The 17,613-nt window shown below is 66.8% G+C and carries 13 protein-coding genes; 6 read left to right on the top strand and 7 right to left on the bottom strand.

What is annotated here, in order from left to right:
• Positions 1-215 precede the first annotated feature (215 nt).
• Complete coding sequence (locus WDC82_RS06570; protein ID WP_340116452.1) at positions 216-1,304, top strand: polysaccharide deacetylase family protein; 1,089 nt, start codon at positions 216-218, stop codon at positions 1,302-1,304.
• Positions 1,305-1,323: 19 nt separating this feature from the next.
• Here WDC82_RS06570 and WDC82_RS06565 read toward each other — a convergent pair whose 3' ends face one another.
• From WDC82_RS06565 to WDC82_RS06540, 6 genes are all read right to left on the bottom strand, one after another.
• Complete coding sequence (locus WDC82_RS06565) at positions 1,324-2,442, bottom strand: glucosaminidase domain-containing protein (RefSeq protein WP_340116451.1); 1,119 nt, start codon at positions 2,440-2,442, stop codon at positions 1,324-1,326.
• A gap of 130 nt (positions 2,443-2,572) precedes the next feature.
• The gene (locus tag WDC82_RS06560) at positions 2,573-3,133 is read right to left on the bottom strand and encodes a NifU family protein (RefSeq protein WP_340116450.1); all 561 of its coding nucleotides are present in this window, start codon (positions 3,131-3,133) and stop codon (positions 2,573-2,575) included.
• A gap of 135 nt (positions 3,134-3,268) precedes the next feature.
• Positions 3,269-3,763 (bottom strand): universal stress protein, encoded by a 495-nt coding sequence (locus WDC82_RS06555; protein ID WP_340116449.1) that lies wholly within the window; start codon positions 3,761-3,763, stop codon positions 3,269-3,271.
• Positions 3,764-3,915: 152 nt separating this feature from the next.
• Complete coding sequence (trpS, locus tag WDC82_RS06550; RefSeq protein ID WP_340116448.1) at positions 3,916-4,944, bottom strand: tryptophan--tRNA ligase; 1,029 nt, start codon at positions 4,942-4,944, stop codon at positions 3,916-3,918.
• Between the two features lie 153 nt (positions 4,945-5,097).
• Positions 5,098-6,669: a murein biosynthesis integral membrane protein MurJ gene (gene murJ, locus WDC82_RS06545; RefSeq protein WP_340116447.1), complete on the bottom strand. Its 1,572-nt coding sequence runs from the start codon at positions 6,667-6,669 to the stop codon at positions 5,098-5,100.
• Positions 6,670-6,750: 81 nt separating this feature from the next.
• The gene (locus tag WDC82_RS06540) at positions 6,751-9,765 is read right to left on the bottom strand and encodes a [protein-PII] uridylyltransferase (protein WP_340116446.1); all 3,015 of its coding nucleotides are present in this window, start codon (positions 9,763-9,765) and stop codon (positions 6,751-6,753) included.
• Between the two features lie 137 nt (positions 9,766-9,902).
• Between WDC82_RS06540 and WDC82_RS06535 the strand changes: the two genes are divergently transcribed.
• Both WDC82_RS06535 and WDC82_RS06530 read left to right on the top strand, forming a co-directional pair.
• Positions 9,903-10,466 carry a hypothetical protein gene (locus WDC82_RS06535; RefSeq protein ID WP_340116445.1) on the top strand — a complete coding sequence of 188 codons (564 nt, stop codon included), beginning with the start codon at positions 9,903-9,905 and terminating at the stop codon, positions 10,464-10,466.
• Between the two features lie 68 nt (positions 10,467-10,534).
• Positions 10,535-11,257, top strand: coding sequence for a glutamine amidotransferase (locus WDC82_RS06530; RefSeq protein WP_340116444.1), 723 nt, complete (start codon positions 10,535-10,537; stop codon positions 11,255-11,257).
• Here the strand turns inward: WDC82_RS06530 and mutS are convergent.
• On the bottom strand, positions 11,254-13,989 hold the full coding sequence (mutS, locus tag WDC82_RS06525) for a DNA mismatch repair protein MutS (RefSeq protein WP_370661532.1): 2,736 nt from the start codon (positions 13,987-13,989) through the stop codon (positions 11,254-11,256). The genes WDC82_RS06530 and mutS overlap by 4 nt on opposite strands.
• Positions 13,990-14,096: 107 nt before the next feature.
• Between mutS and WDC82_RS06520 the strand changes: the two genes are divergently transcribed.
• From WDC82_RS06520 to WDC82_RS06510, 3 genes are all read left to right on the top strand, one after another.
• On the top strand, positions 14,097-14,666 hold the full coding sequence (locus WDC82_RS06520) for a hypothetical protein (protein WP_340116443.1): 570 nt from the start codon (positions 14,097-14,099) through the stop codon (positions 14,664-14,666).
• Positions 14,667-14,821: 155 nt separating this feature from the next.
• Positions 14,822-17,095, top strand: a complete 2,274-nt coding sequence (locus WDC82_RS06515; protein ID WP_340116442.1) for an NADP-dependent malic enzyme — start codon at positions 14,822-14,824, stop codon at positions 17,093-17,095.
• Position 17,096: 1 nt separating this feature from the next.
• Entirely contained in the window at positions 17,097-17,519 is a 423-nt protein-coding gene (locus WDC82_RS06510) for a hypothetical protein (RefSeq protein WP_340116441.1), read from the top strand.
• Positions 17,520-17,613 lie beyond the last annotated feature (94 nt).

Raw genomic sequence — 17,613 nt, 5'->3', positions numbered from 1 at the left:
CTTATCCCTTTCTTAAGCTCCAGTCGCCACGCTCTTGCCCGGCGCGCGAGGAAACGGGCATACCTTGGCCCCTGGCGGCGGGGTCGGCAAGTCCGATAGCCTCCCGAAAACTGGGCCCTCGCCCTGGACTTCGGTGACCCGGCATTTCGCTGTGACAGAGGTCGGGTCCCGTCGCCCGCCCCGCACCCGCCGCCGGACGGATTGAGGATGCTGGCATGCAAAAGGTTCACGATCTGCAAACAAGCGGACGGCGCCTGCTCTTCGTTCTGGCGACGACGCTGAGCCTCGGTGCGGCACCGGCGACCGCCGAACAGCCGTCACTGCACGCGGCCGCCGATCCCGACAATGGGGCGGCTATCTTAATGTACCACCGCTTTGGTGAGGACAGCCTGCCCACCACCTCGGTGCGCCTGGAGCAGTTCGAGGCGCACCTCGCCGAGCTCGGCTCCGGCCGCTATCGCGTGCTGCCGCTGCCGGAGATCGTCGCCCGGCTGCACAGCGGCGAAGCCCTGCCCGATCGTGCCGTGGCCATCACCATCGACGACGCCGCGTTGTCGGTCTACAGCGAGGCTTGGCCGCGCCTGAAGGCTGCCGGCCTGCCTTTCACCCTCTTCGTGTCGACCGAGCCGCTCGATCTCAGCCTCGGCGGCTACATGAGCTGGGAGCAGTTGCGCGAGATGGCGGCCGATCCGCTGGTCACCGTCGGCAATCATGGGCATAGCCACGCCCACATGGCCTGGCAGGACGCCGCCGCCCAGCACAGTGAGCTGGAACAAGCCGCCGCCCGCCTGCAGACCGAACTCGGCAGCGCGCCGACGCTCTTCGCCTATCCCTATGGCGAGATGAGTCTCGCCCTGCGCCAAAATGTCATTGGGAGTAACTTCGCCGCCGCCTTCGGTCAGCATTCCGGTGCCGCGGGGGCGACAAGCGACCGCTTCTTCCTGCCGCGCTTTCCGCTCAACGAAGCCTACGGCGACATGGAACGCTTTCGCCTCGTTGCCAACACCCTGCCACTGCCGGTCGACGGCATCACGCCGGCCGACACGGCGATCGCCGAGCCGGCCCAGAACCCGCCGAACTTCGGCTTCACCGTCACGGCGTCTCTCGGCAACCTGGATGCGTTGCAGTGCTTCGCCTCGGCCGGCGCGCCGGAGATGATGCGCCTGGGCGAGCGGATCGAGCTGCGCTTCGCGACGGACTTTCCGGCCGGGCGCGCGCGCATCAACTGCACACTGCCCGCCGAGGGCGGCCGCTGGCGTTGGTTCGGAACTCAGTTCGTGGTGTCGAAGCGGGCGGCGCCCTAAATCGGGTCAGCGGCGCAAGTCAGCGGCGCGGCCGCAAGTGCAGGTCGTCGAGCGCCTGCAGCCGATTGCTGCGGATCAGTTCGCTGAGCGCGGCAACGTAGTCGGACCCTTCTTCCGAATAGTTCTTAAGACCGCGCACCAGTTCCTGGGCGTGCAGCGGCACGCCCAGGGCGCGCGCCTTGGCGCGGCGGTCGCGCAGGTCTTGATAGGCCGCATGGCTGTTGAGGTTGTGCAGATAAGAGCGCACAGCGCTCATCAGGTCCGGAAAGGCGCGCACTTTGAAGTCGTCACGCTCGGCCTCTTTCGGCGCGAGGCCAGGGGCGGCGTCGCCCCAACTGCGCTGCCCGAAGAGGGCATTGGCGCGCAACGCGAAGCGAGAGGTGCCCCAGCCGCTCTCCTGCGCAGCCTGCGCCAGCGCCAGGCTGGGGGGCACCGCATCGATGCGGCTCAGCAGATCTGCGGCATTGCCCGGCGCCGCGCCGTACCACTCGGCGACCGCCTGCAGCCATAGGGCATCGGTCGCGCCGAGGCGTCCGGCCGCCTGCGCATCCAGGGCGGCAATCACCTTGCCGCGCGCACGGCGCAGTTCGCGGTTGGCCTGCAGGATCAGCGGCAGCAGCGTGCGCAGGAACAGCGCCTTGCGCGCCTCGGCATCGTCGATGCGGGCCATGTCGCGCGGCAGCGCAGTGACGGCGAGGCGTGGCACGCCGAGCCCATCGTCATTGATCAAGTCATCGAGATGATAGCTCTGCACGGCAAACAGATCTTCAAGCTTCGCCGACTCGCGCACATACACGCGACGCAGCGCGGGGCGCTCCGCCGCGATGCCGAGTTCCTGCCAGGCCGAGCGTGGCAGCGGGTCGGCGCCGAACATCTGTGCGAGCAGGAGAAGAATACCGAAGACTGCCGTCAGCGCCGCGGCGCGTCCGGCAAGATCGCGATTGACGGCCCGGGCAAAACGCCCAAGGACCGGCTGCCATTCAGCGACAATTGCCGCCACCTGTGCCCCCATCGCCTCATCGCCTTGCTGTTGGTCTTGAGTCTGCGCGGTGCATTCCCGACAGGCGGCAACGATAGGTCGGCTTCGCGAAGATTTCGTTATCGGCGGATCAGAAGAGAGGGCCCGATTGGCGTGCAACGTAGAGGCGAAGACCGCCGAAATCCGGGCAGATCAGGGCCGCAGCAGAAAAGTTTTGGGGCATTTCCGTGACTTCGGAAATGCCCCTTCGCCTTGCTGTAAAGGATCCGCCGGAACGACGGCAGACGGTTCAGAGAACCGGGCGCACCTCGACCACCTCGGGAATGTAATGCCGCAGCATATTCTCGATCCCCATCTTCAAGGTGGCGGTTGAACTGGGACAGCCGGAGCAGGCGCCCTGCATGTGCAGGTAGACGACGCCCTTGTCGAAGCCGCGGAACACGATGTCGCCGCCGTCCTGGGCGACGGCCGGACGCACGCGGGTATCGAGCAGCTCCTTGATCTGGCTGATCACCTCGCTGTCTTCGCCATCATCACTGTGTCCTTCATCGCCGCCGACGGCATCGTCCAGCAGCACCGGACGACCGGCCGTGAAGTGCTCCATGATGACGCCCAGTATGGCCGGCTTCAGCAGGTACCACTCCCGCGCGTCTTCCTTGGTGACAGACACGAAATCCGTGCCGAAAAACACGCCGACCACCCCCTCGACTGCGAAAAGCCGCTCGGCCAGCGGCGAGCGGGCGGCGGAGGCGGCATCCGGGAAATTGGCGGTACCCTCGGCCAGTACGTCGCGGCCGGGCAGGAACTTCAAGGTCGCCGGGTTCGGGGTCTGTTCGGTCTGGATGAACATGGCAGGGTGTCTCCTGGGGATCTGCAGCCCTGAATTTGGGCCAGGGGGCGGCCCGCTTCAAGCTCCTTCCCGCAAATCAGAGTAAATTAGTAGGCTTTAGTCAAGGTAGCGGCCAAAACCGCTGATTTCGGGGGGTCACGTGACCGCGTCGATTTCCTCGACGGTCATGGAATCCGGCACGATGGTGACCGGAATGTGCAGCCGGCCGAGGAACTTGCTGGTCAAGGCCGAGACCAGCGGTCCCGGGCCGCGCTTGCCGGTGGAGGCGCCCAGCACCAGGATCGAGATGTTGGGCTCCTCGTCCAACAGGGCCAGCAACTCGTCGCGCCGGTCACCCTCGCGGACGTGGAGCACCGGCAGGGAGCCGGCAAGGTCGCTGACCTCGGCGGCGAGGCGCTGCAGCACCTGCTCGGCCTCGGTGCGGGCTTCCTCGCGCATCAGATCGCCAACCGACATCCAGTGCTGGAACTCCGAGGGTTCGACCACGTAGAGCATGGCGACCTTGCCGCCGGTGCTGCGCGCGCGCAGCGCGGCAAAACGCAGAGCGACGCGCATCTCCTCGGTTTCGTCCACGACCACCAGAAAGACGCGGCTCGACCGGCTGTCCGAAGCGGGAGGGACGTCTGCCATGAAGCGGTTCCTTTGTTGGTTCTTGTCTTGCGGGGAGGCGTCCGTGCCGGCGAATCCTGCCACTAGCGGACGCGGCTGCGCAATCGTCCCGTTACCGCCGCCGGCCCGCCATGCCCGGAACGCAGAGCACCCGCTCCCCCGGCTGCGTGCGATTACGGACGCAAAAACCCAACGATGTCATATACTTCATCGATGATCGGCTGAGCAATGGCCCGGGCCCGCTCGGCGCCTTCGCGCAGGATCGAGTCGACGTACTGGCTGTCTTCGACCATGCGCTTCATCTCCTCGCCCATCTGGCCGAGGCTGGCGACCGCGACGTCAGTCAGCTCCTTCTTGAAATCGGCAAAGCCCTTGCCGGCAAAGCCATCGACCACGTCGGTCAGGCCGCGGTCGGTCAGCGCCGCGTAGATGGTCAGCAGGTTCGCCGCCTCCGGGCGCGCCTCACGGAAGGCCGCGGTGAACTGGCCGTCGGCGCCGATCGCCGAGGAATCGGGCAGCAGGTCTGAATCGCTGGTCGCGCGGCGGATCTTCTTCGCCACGGTGTCGGCATCGTCGGTCATGTTGATGCGCGCGGCATCCGAAGGATCGGAGCTGCTCATCTTCTTGGAGCCGTCGCGCAGCGACATGACGCGGGTGGCGGTGCCCTGGATCAGCGGCTCGACGATCGGGAAATATTCGACGCCGTAATCGTTGTTGAACTTCTGCGCGATGTCGCGGGTCAGTTCCAGGTGCTGCTTCTGGTCCTCGCCGACCGGCACGTGGGTCGCCTTGTAGACGAGGATGTCGGCGGCCATGAGGTTCGGATAAACGTAGAGCCCCGAAGACGCCTTCTCGCGATTCTTGCCGGCCTTGTCCTTGAACTGGGTCATGCGGTTCAGCCAGCCGATCCGCGTCACGCAGTTGAACACCCAGGCGAGTTGGGAATGCGCGGCCACCTGCGACTGGTTGAAAATGACCGAGGTCTTGGGGTCGATGCCGGCGGCGAGGTAGCCGGCCGTCACCTCTCGCGTGCGCTGGCGCAGCACTTCCGGGTCCTGCCACAGGGTGATGGCGTGCTGGTCGACCACACAGTAAATGCAGTCGAAGTCCTTCTGCAGGGCCACAAAATTGCGGATGGCCCCGAGGTAGTTGCCAAGGTGCAGGTTGCCGGAGGGCTGGACGCCCGAAAAGATCCGATTCATGTGCCAGTACGACCAGTACGAAAGGAAAGGGATGGGGAAGCCAGGGTTGTCGGGGTTATCGCTGGACAGCCGGGAGCGGTCAAGGTCTGACCATGCAAGACCCGTATGCACGGGCGCCCTGCGTCTCGCCGCCCGTCCCCCGCGGAGTGGGCGTCAGTCGGCGACGTCAGCGCTTTTCCTGCCGCCGCGGCGCAGCGATCCCGCCAAGTCGCTGCGCGAGACGGCGCCGATGCCGAAGGCGAGGCCGCCGTAGACCGCCATCCCCACCGCCACCAGGATCCCCAGCGCGCTCGCCCGCTCGACGAAGGTGTCGCTGAGCCAGGGATCGGTGACTTGGCGCAGGCCCCAGAGCGCGAGACCCATGCCTGCCGACGCGGCGAGGATGCGCGGCAGGCGGCGGCGAAAGCGTTCGTCGAGATGGCAGAAGCCGAAGCGCCTGAGCGACAGCGCCAGCAGCACCGCATTGAGCCAGGCGGCCAACGTGGTGGCCAGCGCGATGCCGACATGGCGTAGCTGCCAGAACAGGAAGAGGCTGAGCGCAATGTTGGCGAGTACCGAAACGACGGAGTACCGGAAGGGCGTTACCGTGTCCTCGCGGGCATAGAACGCCGGCTGCAGGATCTTCACCAGCACGAAAGCGGGCAGGCCCCAGGCGAAAGCGGCCAGTGCAGAGGCCGTGGCCTCCGCGTCCTGGGCGCCGAAGCGGCCATGCTGGAACAGGCCGCCGATCACCGGCCCGGCGAGAACGACGAGCGCCACGGTAGCCGGCAACGTCAGCAGCAGCGCGAACTCCAGGCCACGATTGAGGCTGTGCAGGGCCTGGTTCTCGTTGCCGGCGCGCAGCTTCCTCGCCAGGTCGGGCAGCAGGACAACGCCGATGGCGATGCCGATAAGCCCCAGGGGCAGCTGGTACACGCGGTCGGCGTAGTAAAGGAAGGAGAAGGCACCCTCCTGCCAGGAAGCGATGGAAGAACCGACGAAGATGTTGATCTGCAGCGCGCCAGCCGAAAGCATGCCTGGCACCATCAGCACCATGAGGCGGCGTACGCCGGGGGTGAGGCGCGGGCGCGGGAAGCGCAGCACCATGCCGGCGCGCCTTGCTGCGACCACCAGGAAGATCAGTTGCGCGGCACCGGAAACGCAGACCGCCCAGGCCATGACGTGGCCCGGCACCTCGGTGAAGAACGGCAGCACGGCGACCAGGGCTGCGATGAAGATGACGTTCAGCAAAATCGGCGCCGCCGCCGCCGCCGCGAACCTGTAGAGCGAGTTCAGCACGCCGGAGATCAGCGCCACCACCGCCATGAAGAGGAGATAGGGGAAGGTAATGCGCGTCAGATCTATGGCCAGCGCCAGCTTTTCCGGGTCCTGCGAGAAGCCCGAGCCGATGAGGTAGATGAACCATGGCATGCCCGCCATACAGGCCGCCGAGATCACCAGCAGAGCGGTGACCAGGATCGACAAAGCCTCCTCGGCGAAGCGCCGCGCCGCGGCCTCACCCTCCTGCTCCAGCCGGCGCGCAAAGAGCGGCACGAAGGCGGCATTGAAGGCGCCCTCGGCGAAGAGGCGGCGGAACAGGTTGGGCAGCCGGAAAGCGGCGAAGAAGGCATCGGCCACCGGGCTGGCGCCGACCACATTGGCGATCAGGATGTCGCGCACGAAGCCGAGGATGCGGCTGACACCGGTGTAGCCGCCCACGGTGGCAACGGAACGAACGAGGCTCATGCCCGCACTGTATTAGAGAAATGCGGCGAAACTGCAATCAACGAAAGCAGTATCCGCCGCCCGGGCTTCAAGGACGGCAATCTAGCGCGACTTGCGCGCCGGGGCCTTACGGGCGCCGGAGCGGGCGGTGGCGGCTTTCTTGGCGACGTTCTTCGGTGCCGCAGCCTTCTTGGGCACGGTTTTCTTCGTGGCCTCTTTGGCCAGGGGAATCTTCCTTGCGGCGGGCTTTTTCGCCGTCTTAGGCGCCGGGGCACACTCGCCCTCATCCAGCACGCTCAGCAACTTCTTTTCTATGGCCCGCAGTTTTTGCTTGCTCTCGATCTTCATGCCGAGCGGGTCGGTCACGTAGAAGGCATCGACCGCGCGTTCGCCGTAGGTGGCGATGCGGGCCGATTTGATCATCAGGTTGAGGCGCGTCAGCGTCGTGGTGACGAGGTAGAGAAGGCCCGGACGGTCGCGGCCGTTCACCTCTATCACTGTGTGGCTGCGGCTCGCCTTGTTATCGATGAGGACACGCGGCCGGACCGTGAAGACCTTGAAGCGGCTGGGAATAGGCGACTGCTGCGCCTTGAGTTCCTGCAGCGGCTTGAGACGCCCGGCCAGCGACTGCTCTATCGCCGAGGAAAGCCTGGCCAGCTTGCCCGGCTGGTCGAAGGCACCGCCGGTGGCGTCCTCGACATAAAAGGAATCGAGCGCCATGCCGTTCGACAGCGTGAAGATACGCGCCGCGGTGATCGAAGCACCCGCCACCGCCATGGCGCCGGCGATGCGGCTGAACAGGCCCGGGTGGTCGGCGGTGTAGACCGTGACTTCCGTCGCTTGGCGGTAGCGGTCGATGCGGGTGTCGATGGTCAAGGGCGCGCCGCTCGCCTCGGCCTCGCGCACCAAGCGGGCATGGCGCAGGTGGGTATCGAGGTCGAGGCCGCTCCAGTAGGAGGGATAGCCGCGGCGCAGGTGGGCGCTGATGTCCTTCTGGGCCCAGCCGGTCTCCTTCAGCTTTTCCTTCAGTTCTTCCTTGGCGTGCTTGACGCGCGCGTCGCGCCCTTCGGCGGCGAGTCCGCCGGAAAGCAGTGATTCCGTGCGCCAGTAGAGGTCGCGCAGCAGCGACGCCTTCCAGGCGTTCCACACGTTGGGGCCGACGGCGCGAATGTCGGCGACGGTCAGCACCAGCAGCAGGCGCAGGCGTTCGGGCGATTGCACCAGGTCGGCAAAGTCCTGGATGGTCTTGGGATCGTCGATGTCGCGCTTGAAGGCGGTGTCGCTCATCGCGAGGTGATGCAGCACCAGCCAAGCCACCGTCTCGGTTTCCGCCGCGTCGAGGCCGACGCGCGGGCAGACCTTCTCCGCCACCTTGGCGCCCAGTTCGGAGTGGTCGCCGTTGCGCCCCTTGGCGATGTCGTGCAGCAGCACCGCCATGTAGAGCACGCGGCGTGACAGGATCTTGTGCACCACTTCGCTGGCGATCGGCGCCGCCTCGGCCAGCCGACCCTGCTCGATGGCATGCAGGATGCCGATGGCGAAGATGGTGTGCTCGTCCACCGTGTAGTGGTGGTACATGTTGTACTGCATCTGCGCGACAACGCGCCCGAAGTCCGGCAGGAAGCGCCCGAAGACGCCGGCCTCGTTGAGCCGCCGCAGGGTCGTTTCCGGATCCTTTTCCGAAGTCAGCATGTCGAGGAAGAGAGCATTGGCCCTGGGGTCCTGGCGCAGCGTCTTGTCGACCAGCTTCAGCTTGCGCGTGATCGCGCGCAGCGTCTCCGGATGGATATCGAGCTCGTGCTTCTGCGCGACCTGGAAGATGCGCAGCAGTTCCACCGGATCTTCGGTGAAGACCTCAGGCGCGGGCACGGTGAGACGATCGCCTTCCAGCCCGAAGCCCTCAACCTTGCGGCGGCGCTTCAGGGTCGGCAGGCGGAAGCGCGATCGCCTGTCGTGCTCTGCCTCGATGACGGCGCAGAAGATACGCGTCAGGTCGCCGACCTCTTTGGCGACCAGGAAGTAGCGCTTCATGAAGCGCTCAACATCCATCAGGCCGCCGTGCGGGGTGAAGCCCATGCGCGGCGCGATCAACTTCTGCATGTCGAAGGTGAGGCGCTCGTCGGCGCGGCCGGAGAGGTAGTGCATATGGCAGCGCAGGGTCCAGAGAAAATTCTGCGCCTTCTCGAAGGTCCTCACCTCGGCGGCGGTGAACACCTTTCGCTGCACAAGCGTTGCGATGTCGTCGACGTTGTAGAGGAACTTGGCGATCCAGAACAATGTGTGCAGATCGCGCAGGCCGCCCTTGCCCTCCTTGATGTTCGGCTCCAGCTGATAGCGCGAGCCGCCGAAGCGGTCGTGCCGCACCTTGCGTTCGGAGAGCTTGGCTTCAATGAACTTGGTGGCGCCGCCGGCCTGCACGTCCTTGTGGAAGCGTTGCCGCAGATCGCGGAAAAGCACCTGGTCGCCCCACAACCAGCGGGCCTCGAGCAGCGCGGTGCAGATGGTGACGTCGCCCTTGGCAAGCCGGATGCATTCGTTGATCGAGCGCGTCGCGTGGCCAACCTTGAAGCCGAGGTCCCACAGCAGATAGAGGATCTCCTCGACCACCTGCTCGCTACGCGGGGTGATCTTGTAGGGCAGCAGGAACAGCAGGTCGATATCCGACTGCGGCGCCAGTTCGCCGCGCCCATAGCCGCCCACAGCGATCATCGACAGGCGCTCGCCGGTGGAGGGATTGGCCAGCGGATAGAGCCGCTGGCTGACGTGATCGTAGACCACGCGGATCAACTGGTCGACCAGGTAGGCCTCGGCGCGCACCGTCGCCGTGCCACTGGCGCCATCATCCTCGAAGCGGCGGCGCACCTCGGCACGGCCGGCCGCCAGCGCCTCTTTCAGCAGGCTCAGCACCGCCTGGCGCTGCTTCGGCCCCGCGGTAACCTGCTTGAAGATCTCTTCCAGCCGCTGGGTGAGGCGGCGCCGGTTGACGATGGCCCGCGGGTTCTCGATTTCCGCGCCGGCGACAGCGTCCAGCGCCCGCTCGTCGGCGGGCAGATCGGCGTCGTCGGGGACCGCAGAGGCCGCCGTCTTGGCTTCAACGAGATCGAGACTGCTGGGCATGGTATCCTTCACATCGGCCCGAAGCGGGTGCTTTTCCAGGGGCTGCCAGCCTGTTTTCCTGGCCGGATTCCCTGGAATTCCCCCGAAAAGGCGATCTTATGCGCGCTCTTGCTGGGAAATGCGAGTGTTTGCACTAAATGACCGACACTATGGCACGAATCCTCTTCGCCGTCTTAAGCACCGTTCGCCTGCGCATGGTTTCTCGCATGGTTTGCCGCCGTTTTCCGGCGGTCCTGGCCGTTGTCGTGCTGGCCGGCTGCGCCGCCGACGACACGCCGCGCCCCATGCACGTGGCCGCCCGGGTGGCCGACGCGGTGGTGAGGCTGGACGTCAGCGAGATCCCGGCGGGGCGCCAGATCACCACGGTGGCGCTGGTCGACCCGGCCGGCATCGAGATCCCGGCGCGGGAGCGGGAGGTGATCACCCGCGAGGAAGGCCGCGGCGGCAACGCCGGGCCGGGCGTCGGCATCGGTGCCAGCGGCGGCTCCTCCAGCGGCATCCGCCCCCACATCTCGCTTGGCTATCTCTTCAGCGGCGACGATGACGTCCGCCGCAGCCAGCGCCTGACCGCCGAGATCCCCTTGAGCGACCCGACAGCCTACGCCGCCGGCTACCGCGACTGGCGCGTGCTTGTGCGCTACCGCGACCAGTTGGGCCAGCTCCAGGAAGTCCGCATCCCCGCACCCCCGCCTGGGCAATAGGATTCCGGCGCGACGGATGCGATAACGAGGCAATCGTCGGCTGAGCGCCCCGGGGAGACCGAGACAGCATGAAATCGGCCATTGCCATTCGCCACGTGAAGTTCGAAGACCTCGGGGCCTTCACCCCCGCCCTGGAAGCCGCCGGCTATGCCATCCGGTACCTCGACATCGGCGAGGCGGACCTGGCCGGCCTGCGGTCGGATGCGGCGGACCTGGTCGTCGTGCTGGGCGGCCCCATCAGTGTCTACGAGGAAGCAAGCTATCCCTTCCTCAACGACGAGATCGCATTTATCGAACGGCGCCTGGCGTTCGGCCGTCCGCTGATGGGTATCTGTCTGGGGGCCCAGCTCATCGCGCGGGCAGCCGGCGCGCCGGTCTATCCCAGCGGTACGAAGGAGATCGGCATCGGCCCGGTCACGCTGACAGAGGCCGGGCGGGCCTCCTGCCTGCGGCCCTTCGCCGCCGAACCGGACACGCTGCACTGGCACGGCGATACCTTCGACCTGCCGAGCGGCGCCACTTTGCTGGCCTCCACGGAAATCTGCGAAAACCAGGCCTTCGCCCTGGGGCGCAATGTCATCGCCTTTCAGTTCCACCCGGAAGCCGACCCGGCGCGCATCGAGCAGTGGCTGGTCGGTCACGCCCTGGAACTCGCCTCCGCCGGGATCGACGTTCCGCGCCTGCGCCGCGAGGCGCTGGCCTGCCGGGATGAGCTGCGGCGGAAGGCAGAGGCCGTCGCGGCGGCCTGGCTGGACGGGCTGTCGGAAGCCCCGGCAGCGGCCGCCGGTTAGTCCTTCGAGAGGTCCTTCAGGCGGTAGAGCAGATCGAGCGCCTCGCGCGGGCTCAAGGCATCCGGGTTCACGTCTTCCAGCACCGTCTCCACCGCACTCGCCTTCTTCTCCGGTGCGACGGTCCTGGCGAGCGTCGCAGCGAACAGCGGCAGGTCGTCGGCAAGGCGCGTGAGCGCGCCGGCCTGCTCGCCCTGCTCCAGACTGGTGAGCACCGCCTCGGCGCGGGCGATGGCTACCTTGGGCAGCCCGGCGAGCTTGGCCACATGGATGCCGTAGGAACGATCAGCGGCGCCCGCCGTCACCTCGTGCAGAAAGACCACGTCGCCCTGCCATTCCTTCACCCGCATGGTGTGACATACCAGGGAGTCGAGCTTGGCGGCGAGGCTGGTGAGTTCGTGGTAGTGGGTGGCGAAAAGCGTGCGGCAGCGGTTCACCTCATGCAGGTGTTCCAGGCAGGCCCAGGCGATGGAAAGGCCGTCGAAGGTCGCCGTGCCGCGGCCGATTTCGTCCAGAATGACGAGCGCGCGCGGCCCCGCCTGGTTCAGGATAGCGGCGGTTTCCACCATCTCCACCATGAAGGTGGAACGCCCGCGCGCCAGGTCGTCGGCGGCGCCGACGCGCGAGAACAGGCGGTCGACAACGCCGATGTGGGCCGCCTCCGCCGGCACGTAGCTGCCCATCTGGGCCAGCACGGCGATAAGGGCATTCTGGCGCAGGAAGGTCGACTTGCCGGCCATGTTGGGGCCGGTCACCAGCCAGATGCGGCCCCCGGACTCATCGGATCCGTCTTCCAGGCGGCAGTCGTTGGCGACGAAGCCGCTTTCCTGCGCCGCCGCTAGGGCGGCTTCCACCACCGGATGGCGCCCGGCAGTGATATGAAAGGCTGTCGAGCCATCGATCTTCGGCCGGCACCAGCGCTGCGCCACCGCCAGCTCGGCGAGGCCCGCGGCGACATCGAGGGCCGCCAGCGCGCCGGCGGCCGTGGCGATCTCCGCGCCGCGCTGCAGCACCTCACCCACCAGGTCCTGCACCAGCTGCATTTCCAGCGCCAGCGCGCGCTCGGCCGCCGAGGCGATCTTCTGTTCCAGCTCAGACAGCTCGACCGTCGAAAAGCGCTTCGCCGAAGCCAGGGTCTGGCGGTGGATGAAGGGGCTGTCTCCGCCCGTCGATATCTTGTCGGCGTGGGTCGGCGTCACCTCGATGAAATAACCCAACACGTTGTTATGCTTGATCTTCAGCGAGGCGACACCGCTTTCGCGCGCATAGTTCTGCTGCAGGCCGGCGATCAGCTTGCGGCTGTCGTCGCGCAAGCCGCGCAGCTCGTCGAGGTTGGCGTCATAACCGGGCGCGATGGCGCCCCCGTCGCGCGCCTGCAGGGGCGGCTCCGGTGCCAGCGCGCGCGCGAGGCGTTCGATGAGCGTGTCGTGAAGTCCGAGATCACGCACGGCCTCCGCCAGCATGGCGGGCGGTTCGGCGGTCTGCTGCAGCAGACCGCGCAGCTCGCCGGCCACCTTCAGGGCATCGCGCACCGCCGCCAGATCGCGCGGACCGCCGCGCCCGAGGCTGAGCCGCGAGAGCGCGCGCTCGATGTCCGGACAACGGCGCAGACGCGCCCGCAAGTCCCCCCTGAGGTTTGGACGCAGGCCGTCGTGGTCGATGAAATGGTCGATGAGGTCGTGCCGCCGAGCAATCGCCGACGGGTCGGTCAGCGGCGCCGAGAGGCGGGTGGCCAAGAGGCGCGCGCCGGCGCCGGTCACCGTGCGGTCGATGGTGGCGAGCAGGGAGCCCGCACGCCCGCCGGTCAGCGCCTCGGTCAGTTCCAGGTTGCGCCGCGTGGCCGCATCGATCTCCATCACCGCGCCCGCCGCCAGCCGGCGCGGCGGCAGCAGGCGGGGCAGGCGGCCTTTCTGCGTCAGGGTCACGTAGTCGAGCAGGGCGCCAGCCGCGGCGAGCTCGGCGCGTCCGAAGGGCCCGAAAGCGTCCAGCGCCTTTACCTCGAACACCTCTTCCAGGCGCCTGGTGCCGTTGGCGCTGTCGAAGCGGGCGGCGGGCAGCGGTGTCAGCCTGTCCTTCAGCGCGCCGAAGGCCTCATCGTGCGCCGGCTTCTCCAGCAGGCGGTCGGCGAGGATCAGCTCGCCGGGCGAAAGCCGCGCCAAGGTGGCGGCAAGGCCCTGCGGCCCCACCGGCTGGGCAAGGAAATCACCGGTCGAGATGTCGAGCCAGGCAAGGCCCAGTTCGCCGCCGGCCTCAGCGAGCGCCGCCAGGTAGTTGTGGGCGCGGGCATCGAGCAGTTCGTCCTCGGTGATGGTGCCGGGCGTCACCACCCGCACCACGTCGCGGCGCACCACCGACTTGCTGCCGCGCTTTCTGGCCTCGGCCGGGTCCTCCATCTGCTCGCAGATGGCGACCTTGAAGCCCTTGCGGATGAGACGGGAGAGGTAGCCGTCGGCCGAATGCACCGGCACCCCGCACATCGGGATATCCTGGCCCAGGTGCTGGCCACGCTTGGTCAAAGCGATGTCGAGGGCCGCCGAGGCCTGCTCGGCATCCTCGAAGAACAGCTCGTAGAAGTCGCCCATGCGGTAGAACAGCAGACAGCCGGGATGCGCCTGCTTGATCTCCAGGTATTGGACCATCATCGGGGTCGCCCCCGGCGGCGTCACGCCGGCCGCAGACGCGGCGGCCGGCTGTTGGGTCGACGGTGCTGGGGAAGTCGCTGCTTGTGCGGTCATCGATCAATAGCTTTACTTTGGCCGAGGTTATCACAGGCCCCCGGCGCCCATGCAAGTCATGGGGGCCCAAGTTACGGGGATAAGGCCGGGCAAACTGATGGGGATCAATGCCCATCATCCCGGCAACGGAGAGTGTGGTGGCCGGGCTGGTTCATTTTCTGGGGAGATGCGTCGACGTGATGGATGGTAAGCAGGATTTCGGCGAAGACGTCACCGTCGAGGTGGCGGGCAACTTCGCCACGCGGGAGAGCTTCACCGCGGCAGTGAAGGCGCTGCAAGACGCCGGCTTCCAGCATGACGACCTCTCCGTGCTGGATACCCATGAATCCTTGAGCGCGGCGGGCAAGCCGAGCGAGGCCTGGCAGGAGTCCCTCGCCGGCCTGGTCGGCGAGATCAACTACGTCGGACCGCTGACCGCTGCGGGGCTCATCGCGCTGGCATCCGGCCCCATAGGCGCCGCGATCGCCGGCGCCATGGCCGCCGGTCTGACTGGTGCGGCCCTGGTCGACCTGCTGGACGACGTGCGCGCAACACCCCACACGGAGGCCTTTGCCCGCGCGCTGGAAGCCGGCGCCATCTTGCTGTGGGTACGCGTCGACAGCGAAGCCCGCGCCCACGAGGCCGAGGCGCTGCTGGCCCGCCACGGCGGCAGCGACGTTCACCGACACATAAGATAACGCCGGATACCGAGGCAGCCGGTCCTGGCGGCGGCCCGCCGCGAGCCTTTGACGGCCCCAGCGGGCACCTCTAATCTTTGCCGAAAAACAAGGCCCTGAAAGCAACCGCCCGGTGTCGGCCCGGGGATAGCGGGCCGCCGCGGGAGGAAAAAGGTATGGACAAGAATCGCGTCACGGACGAAGAGGCCCTGGAGCTGCACGCCTGCGGGCGGCCCGGCAAGTTCGAAATCCAGGCGACCAAGCCGCTGACCACCCAGCGCGATCTCTCGCTCGCCTATTCGCCTGGCGTCGCCGCACCCTGCCTGAGGATCGCCGACGACGAATCAAAGGCCTACGACTATACGGCCAAGGGCAACATCGTCGCCATCGTGTCCAACGGTACCGCGGTGCTGGGCCTGGGCAACCTCGGCGCCCAGGCGGCCAAGCCGGTGATGGAAGGCAAGGCCGTGCTTTTCAAGCGCTTCGCCGATGTCGACGGCATCGACCTGGAGGTCGACACCCAGGACGTCGACGAGTTCGTGAACTGCGTCCGCTTCCTCGGAAAATCCTGGGGCGGGGTGAACCTGGAGGACATCAAGGCGCCGGAGTGCTTCGTCATCGAGGACCGCCTGAAGGAACTGATGGACATTCCAGTGTTCCACGACGACCAGCATGGAACCGCCATCATCACGGCTGCCGGCTTTATCAACGCGCTGGCACTCACCAGCCGCGACATCGCCGAGGTAAAAGTGGTGATCAATGGCGCCGGTGCGGCGGGTATCGCCTGTGCCGAACTGCTCAAGGCGATGGGCGTGCCGCACGACCAGGTGATGCTGTGCGATACCAGCGGCGTCATCTATCAGGGCCGGGAGAAGGGCATGAACCAGTGGAAGTCGGCCCACGCCGTCGACAGCAGCTTGCGCACCCTGGACCAGGCGATGGCCGGCGCCGACGTTTGCATCGGCCTGTCGGTGAAAGGAGCCTTCACGCCTGAGATGATCCGCTCCATGGCCGACCAGCCGATCATCTTCGCGATGGCCAACCCGGACCCCGAGATCACCCCCGAGGAGATCGCAGAGATCCGCAGCGACGCCATCGTGGCCACGGGGCGCTCCGACTACCCGAACCAGATCAACAACGTGCTGGGCTTTCCCTACATCTTCCGCGGGGCGCTGGACGTGCGCGCCTCGACCATCAACATGGCAATGAAGATCGCCGCCGCGGAAGCCCTGGCAAAGCTGGCGCGCGAGGATGTGCCCGACGAGGTCGCCCGGGCCTACGAGATCAGCACGCTTCGCTATGGACGCAACTACATCATTCCGGCGCCCTTCGACCCGCGCCTCATCGTCGCCGTGCCCAAAGCCGTCGCCAAGGCGGCGATGGAGAGCGGCGTCGCGCGCAAACCCATCGCCGATCTGCACGCCTACGAGCAGCAGCTCTCCGCCCGCCTCGATCCGACGGCGGCTAGCCTGCAGCGCATCTTCGACAAGGTGCGCGAGAATCCCAAGCGGGTGGTCTTTGCCGAGGGCGAGGAGGAGCGCACCATCCGCGCCGCGCTGGCCTTCCAGCAGGCCGGCTACGGTACTCCGGTCCTGGTCGGCCGCGAGCAGCGCGTGCTGGAGACCATGAAGACCATGGGGGTCGCCCACAACGGCCTGGAAATCCACAACGCCCGCCTGTCCAAGAACAACGCGCGCTACGTCGATTTTCTCTATCAGCGCTTGGGCCGACTCGGCTCGCTGAAGCGCGACTGCCAGCGCATGGTGAACCAGAACCGCAACGTCTTTGCCGCCTGCATGGTCGCCTGCGGCGAGGCCGATGCCATGGTGACCGGGCTGACCCGCAGCTTCGGCGTCGCCTACGACGACATCCGCCGCGCCATCGACCCCACGGCCAAGCAGCGCGTCTTCGGGCTTTCCATCCTGGTGGTGCGCGGCCGATCCATCTTCATCGCCGACACCTCGGTGCATGAGCTGCCCAACGCCGAGCAGCTGGCCGACATTGCCGTGCAGGCGGCCGCGGCGGCGCGCACCCTGGGCCACGAGCCTCGCGTCGCCCTGCTGTCCTATTCCAACTTCGGCAACCCCTGGCATCCGGCGGCGCAGCGTATCCGCGACGCAGTGCAGCTGCTGGACCTGCGCGAGCCGGATTTCGAATACGACGGCGAGATGCAGGCCAACGTAGCGCTGAACTTTCCGCTGATGAAGGCGCACTACCCGGTCTCGCGGCTCACCGGCCCAGCCAACGTACTGGTGATGCCCGGCCTGCACAGCGCCAACATCACGGCCAAGCTGATGCAGCAGGCCGGCGGCGGCACCGTCATCGGGCCGATCCTCATCGGCCTCGCCCACTCGGCGCAGGTGGTGCAGCTGGGAGCCACGGTAAACGACCTGGTGACTGCCGCCGCCCTGTCTGCCTACGACGCGCAAGCGAGCGAAAAGCAGGGCTGAGATGTCCGCGCACGCTCCCACCGGCAGCGCCGGGCGCAAGAGGCCGTTTGGCGTTACCCTCCTCAGCCTGTTGATGGGGTGGCTGACGCTGGCTGCCGCTTTAAACTCTGTCGTGTTTCCCTCACAGATTGAAGGTTGGCCTGTCGTCATCACCGTATTGACCGTCGCCTACGCGGTGACGGCCGGAGCGACGACCATTGGCCTGTGGCGCATGCGATCCTGGAGCCTGACGACTTTCAGCAGCTGGGGCGTGGTGCTGCTGCTTCTGATGGCCGCCTTCCTGTTCTTCATAGATTTTTGGACGATTATCGGGATGCAGCCCCTTGTGGCAGGCCCCCACTTCGTCATATTCACCGTGACCATGGTGCTCGTCTATTGGCTGCTCCACCGCTACATCCGCCGGCATGTCGTCGGCTTGAGGTGAGACCGCTGGGGCGGGAGAGGCCTTACGTTGCAAAACCTTCACGCGCGGCGCGCCCTGCGCGTGCTAAGCTTATAGTCCTGATCCGCAAACAGCT

Origin of the sequence: Pelagibius sp. 7325, from assembly GCF_037652055.1 — a bacterium.
GTDB lineage: Bacteria > Pseudomonadota > Alphaproteobacteria > Kiloniellales > Kiloniellaceae > Pelagibius.
This window is presented reverse-complemented; position numbering and strand designations above follow the sequence as displayed.

Excerpts from the sequence above, each read along its gene's own strand:
- WDC82_RS06515 (WP_340116442.1), top strand. The coding sequence starts at position 14,822 with ATGGACAAGAATCGCGTCACGGACGAAGAGGCCCTGGAGCTGCACGCC.
- murJ (WP_340116447.1), bottom strand. The coding sequence starts at position 6,669 with ATGAGCCTCGTTCGTTCCGTTGCCACCGTGGGCGGCTACACCGGTGTC.
- WDC82_RS06570 (WP_340116452.1), top strand. The coding sequence starts at position 216 with ATGCAAAAGGTTCACGATCTGCAAACAAGCGGACGGCGCCTGCTCTTC.
- WDC82_RS06510 (WP_340116441.1), top strand. The coding sequence starts at position 17,097 with ATGTCCGCGCACGCTCCCACCGGCAGCGCCGGGCGCAAGAGGCCGTTT.
- WDC82_RS06520 (WP_340116443.1), top strand. The coding sequence starts at position 14,097 with ATGCCCATCATCCCGGCAACGGAGAGTGTGGTGGCCGGGCTGGTTCAT.
- WDC82_RS06540 (WP_340116446.1), bottom strand. The coding sequence starts at position 9,765 with ATGCCCAGCAGTCTCGATCTCGTTGAAGCCAAGACGGCGGCCTCTGCG.
- WDC82_RS06530 (WP_340116444.1), top strand. The coding sequence starts at position 10,535 with ATGAAATCGGCCATTGCCATTCGCCACGTGAAGTTCGAAGACCTCGGG.
- mutS (WP_370661532.1), bottom strand. The coding sequence starts at position 13,989 with ATGACCGCACAAGCAGCGACTTCCCCAGCACCGTCGACCCAACAGCCG.
- WDC82_RS06555 (WP_340116449.1), bottom strand. The coding sequence starts at position 3,763 with ATGGCAGACGTCCCTCCCGCTTCGGACAGCCGGTCGAGCCGCGTCTTT.
- WDC82_RS06535 (WP_340116445.1), top strand. The coding sequence starts at position 9,903 with ATGACCGACACTATGGCACGAATCCTCTTCGCCGTCTTAAGCACCGTT.
- trpS (WP_340116448.1), bottom strand. The coding sequence starts at position 4,944 with ATGAATCGGATCTTTTCGGGCGTCCAGCCCTCCGGCAACCTGCACCTT.
- WDC82_RS06560 (WP_340116450.1), bottom strand. The coding sequence starts at position 3,133 with ATGTTCATCCAGACCGAACAGACCCCGAACCCGGCGACCTTGAAGTTC.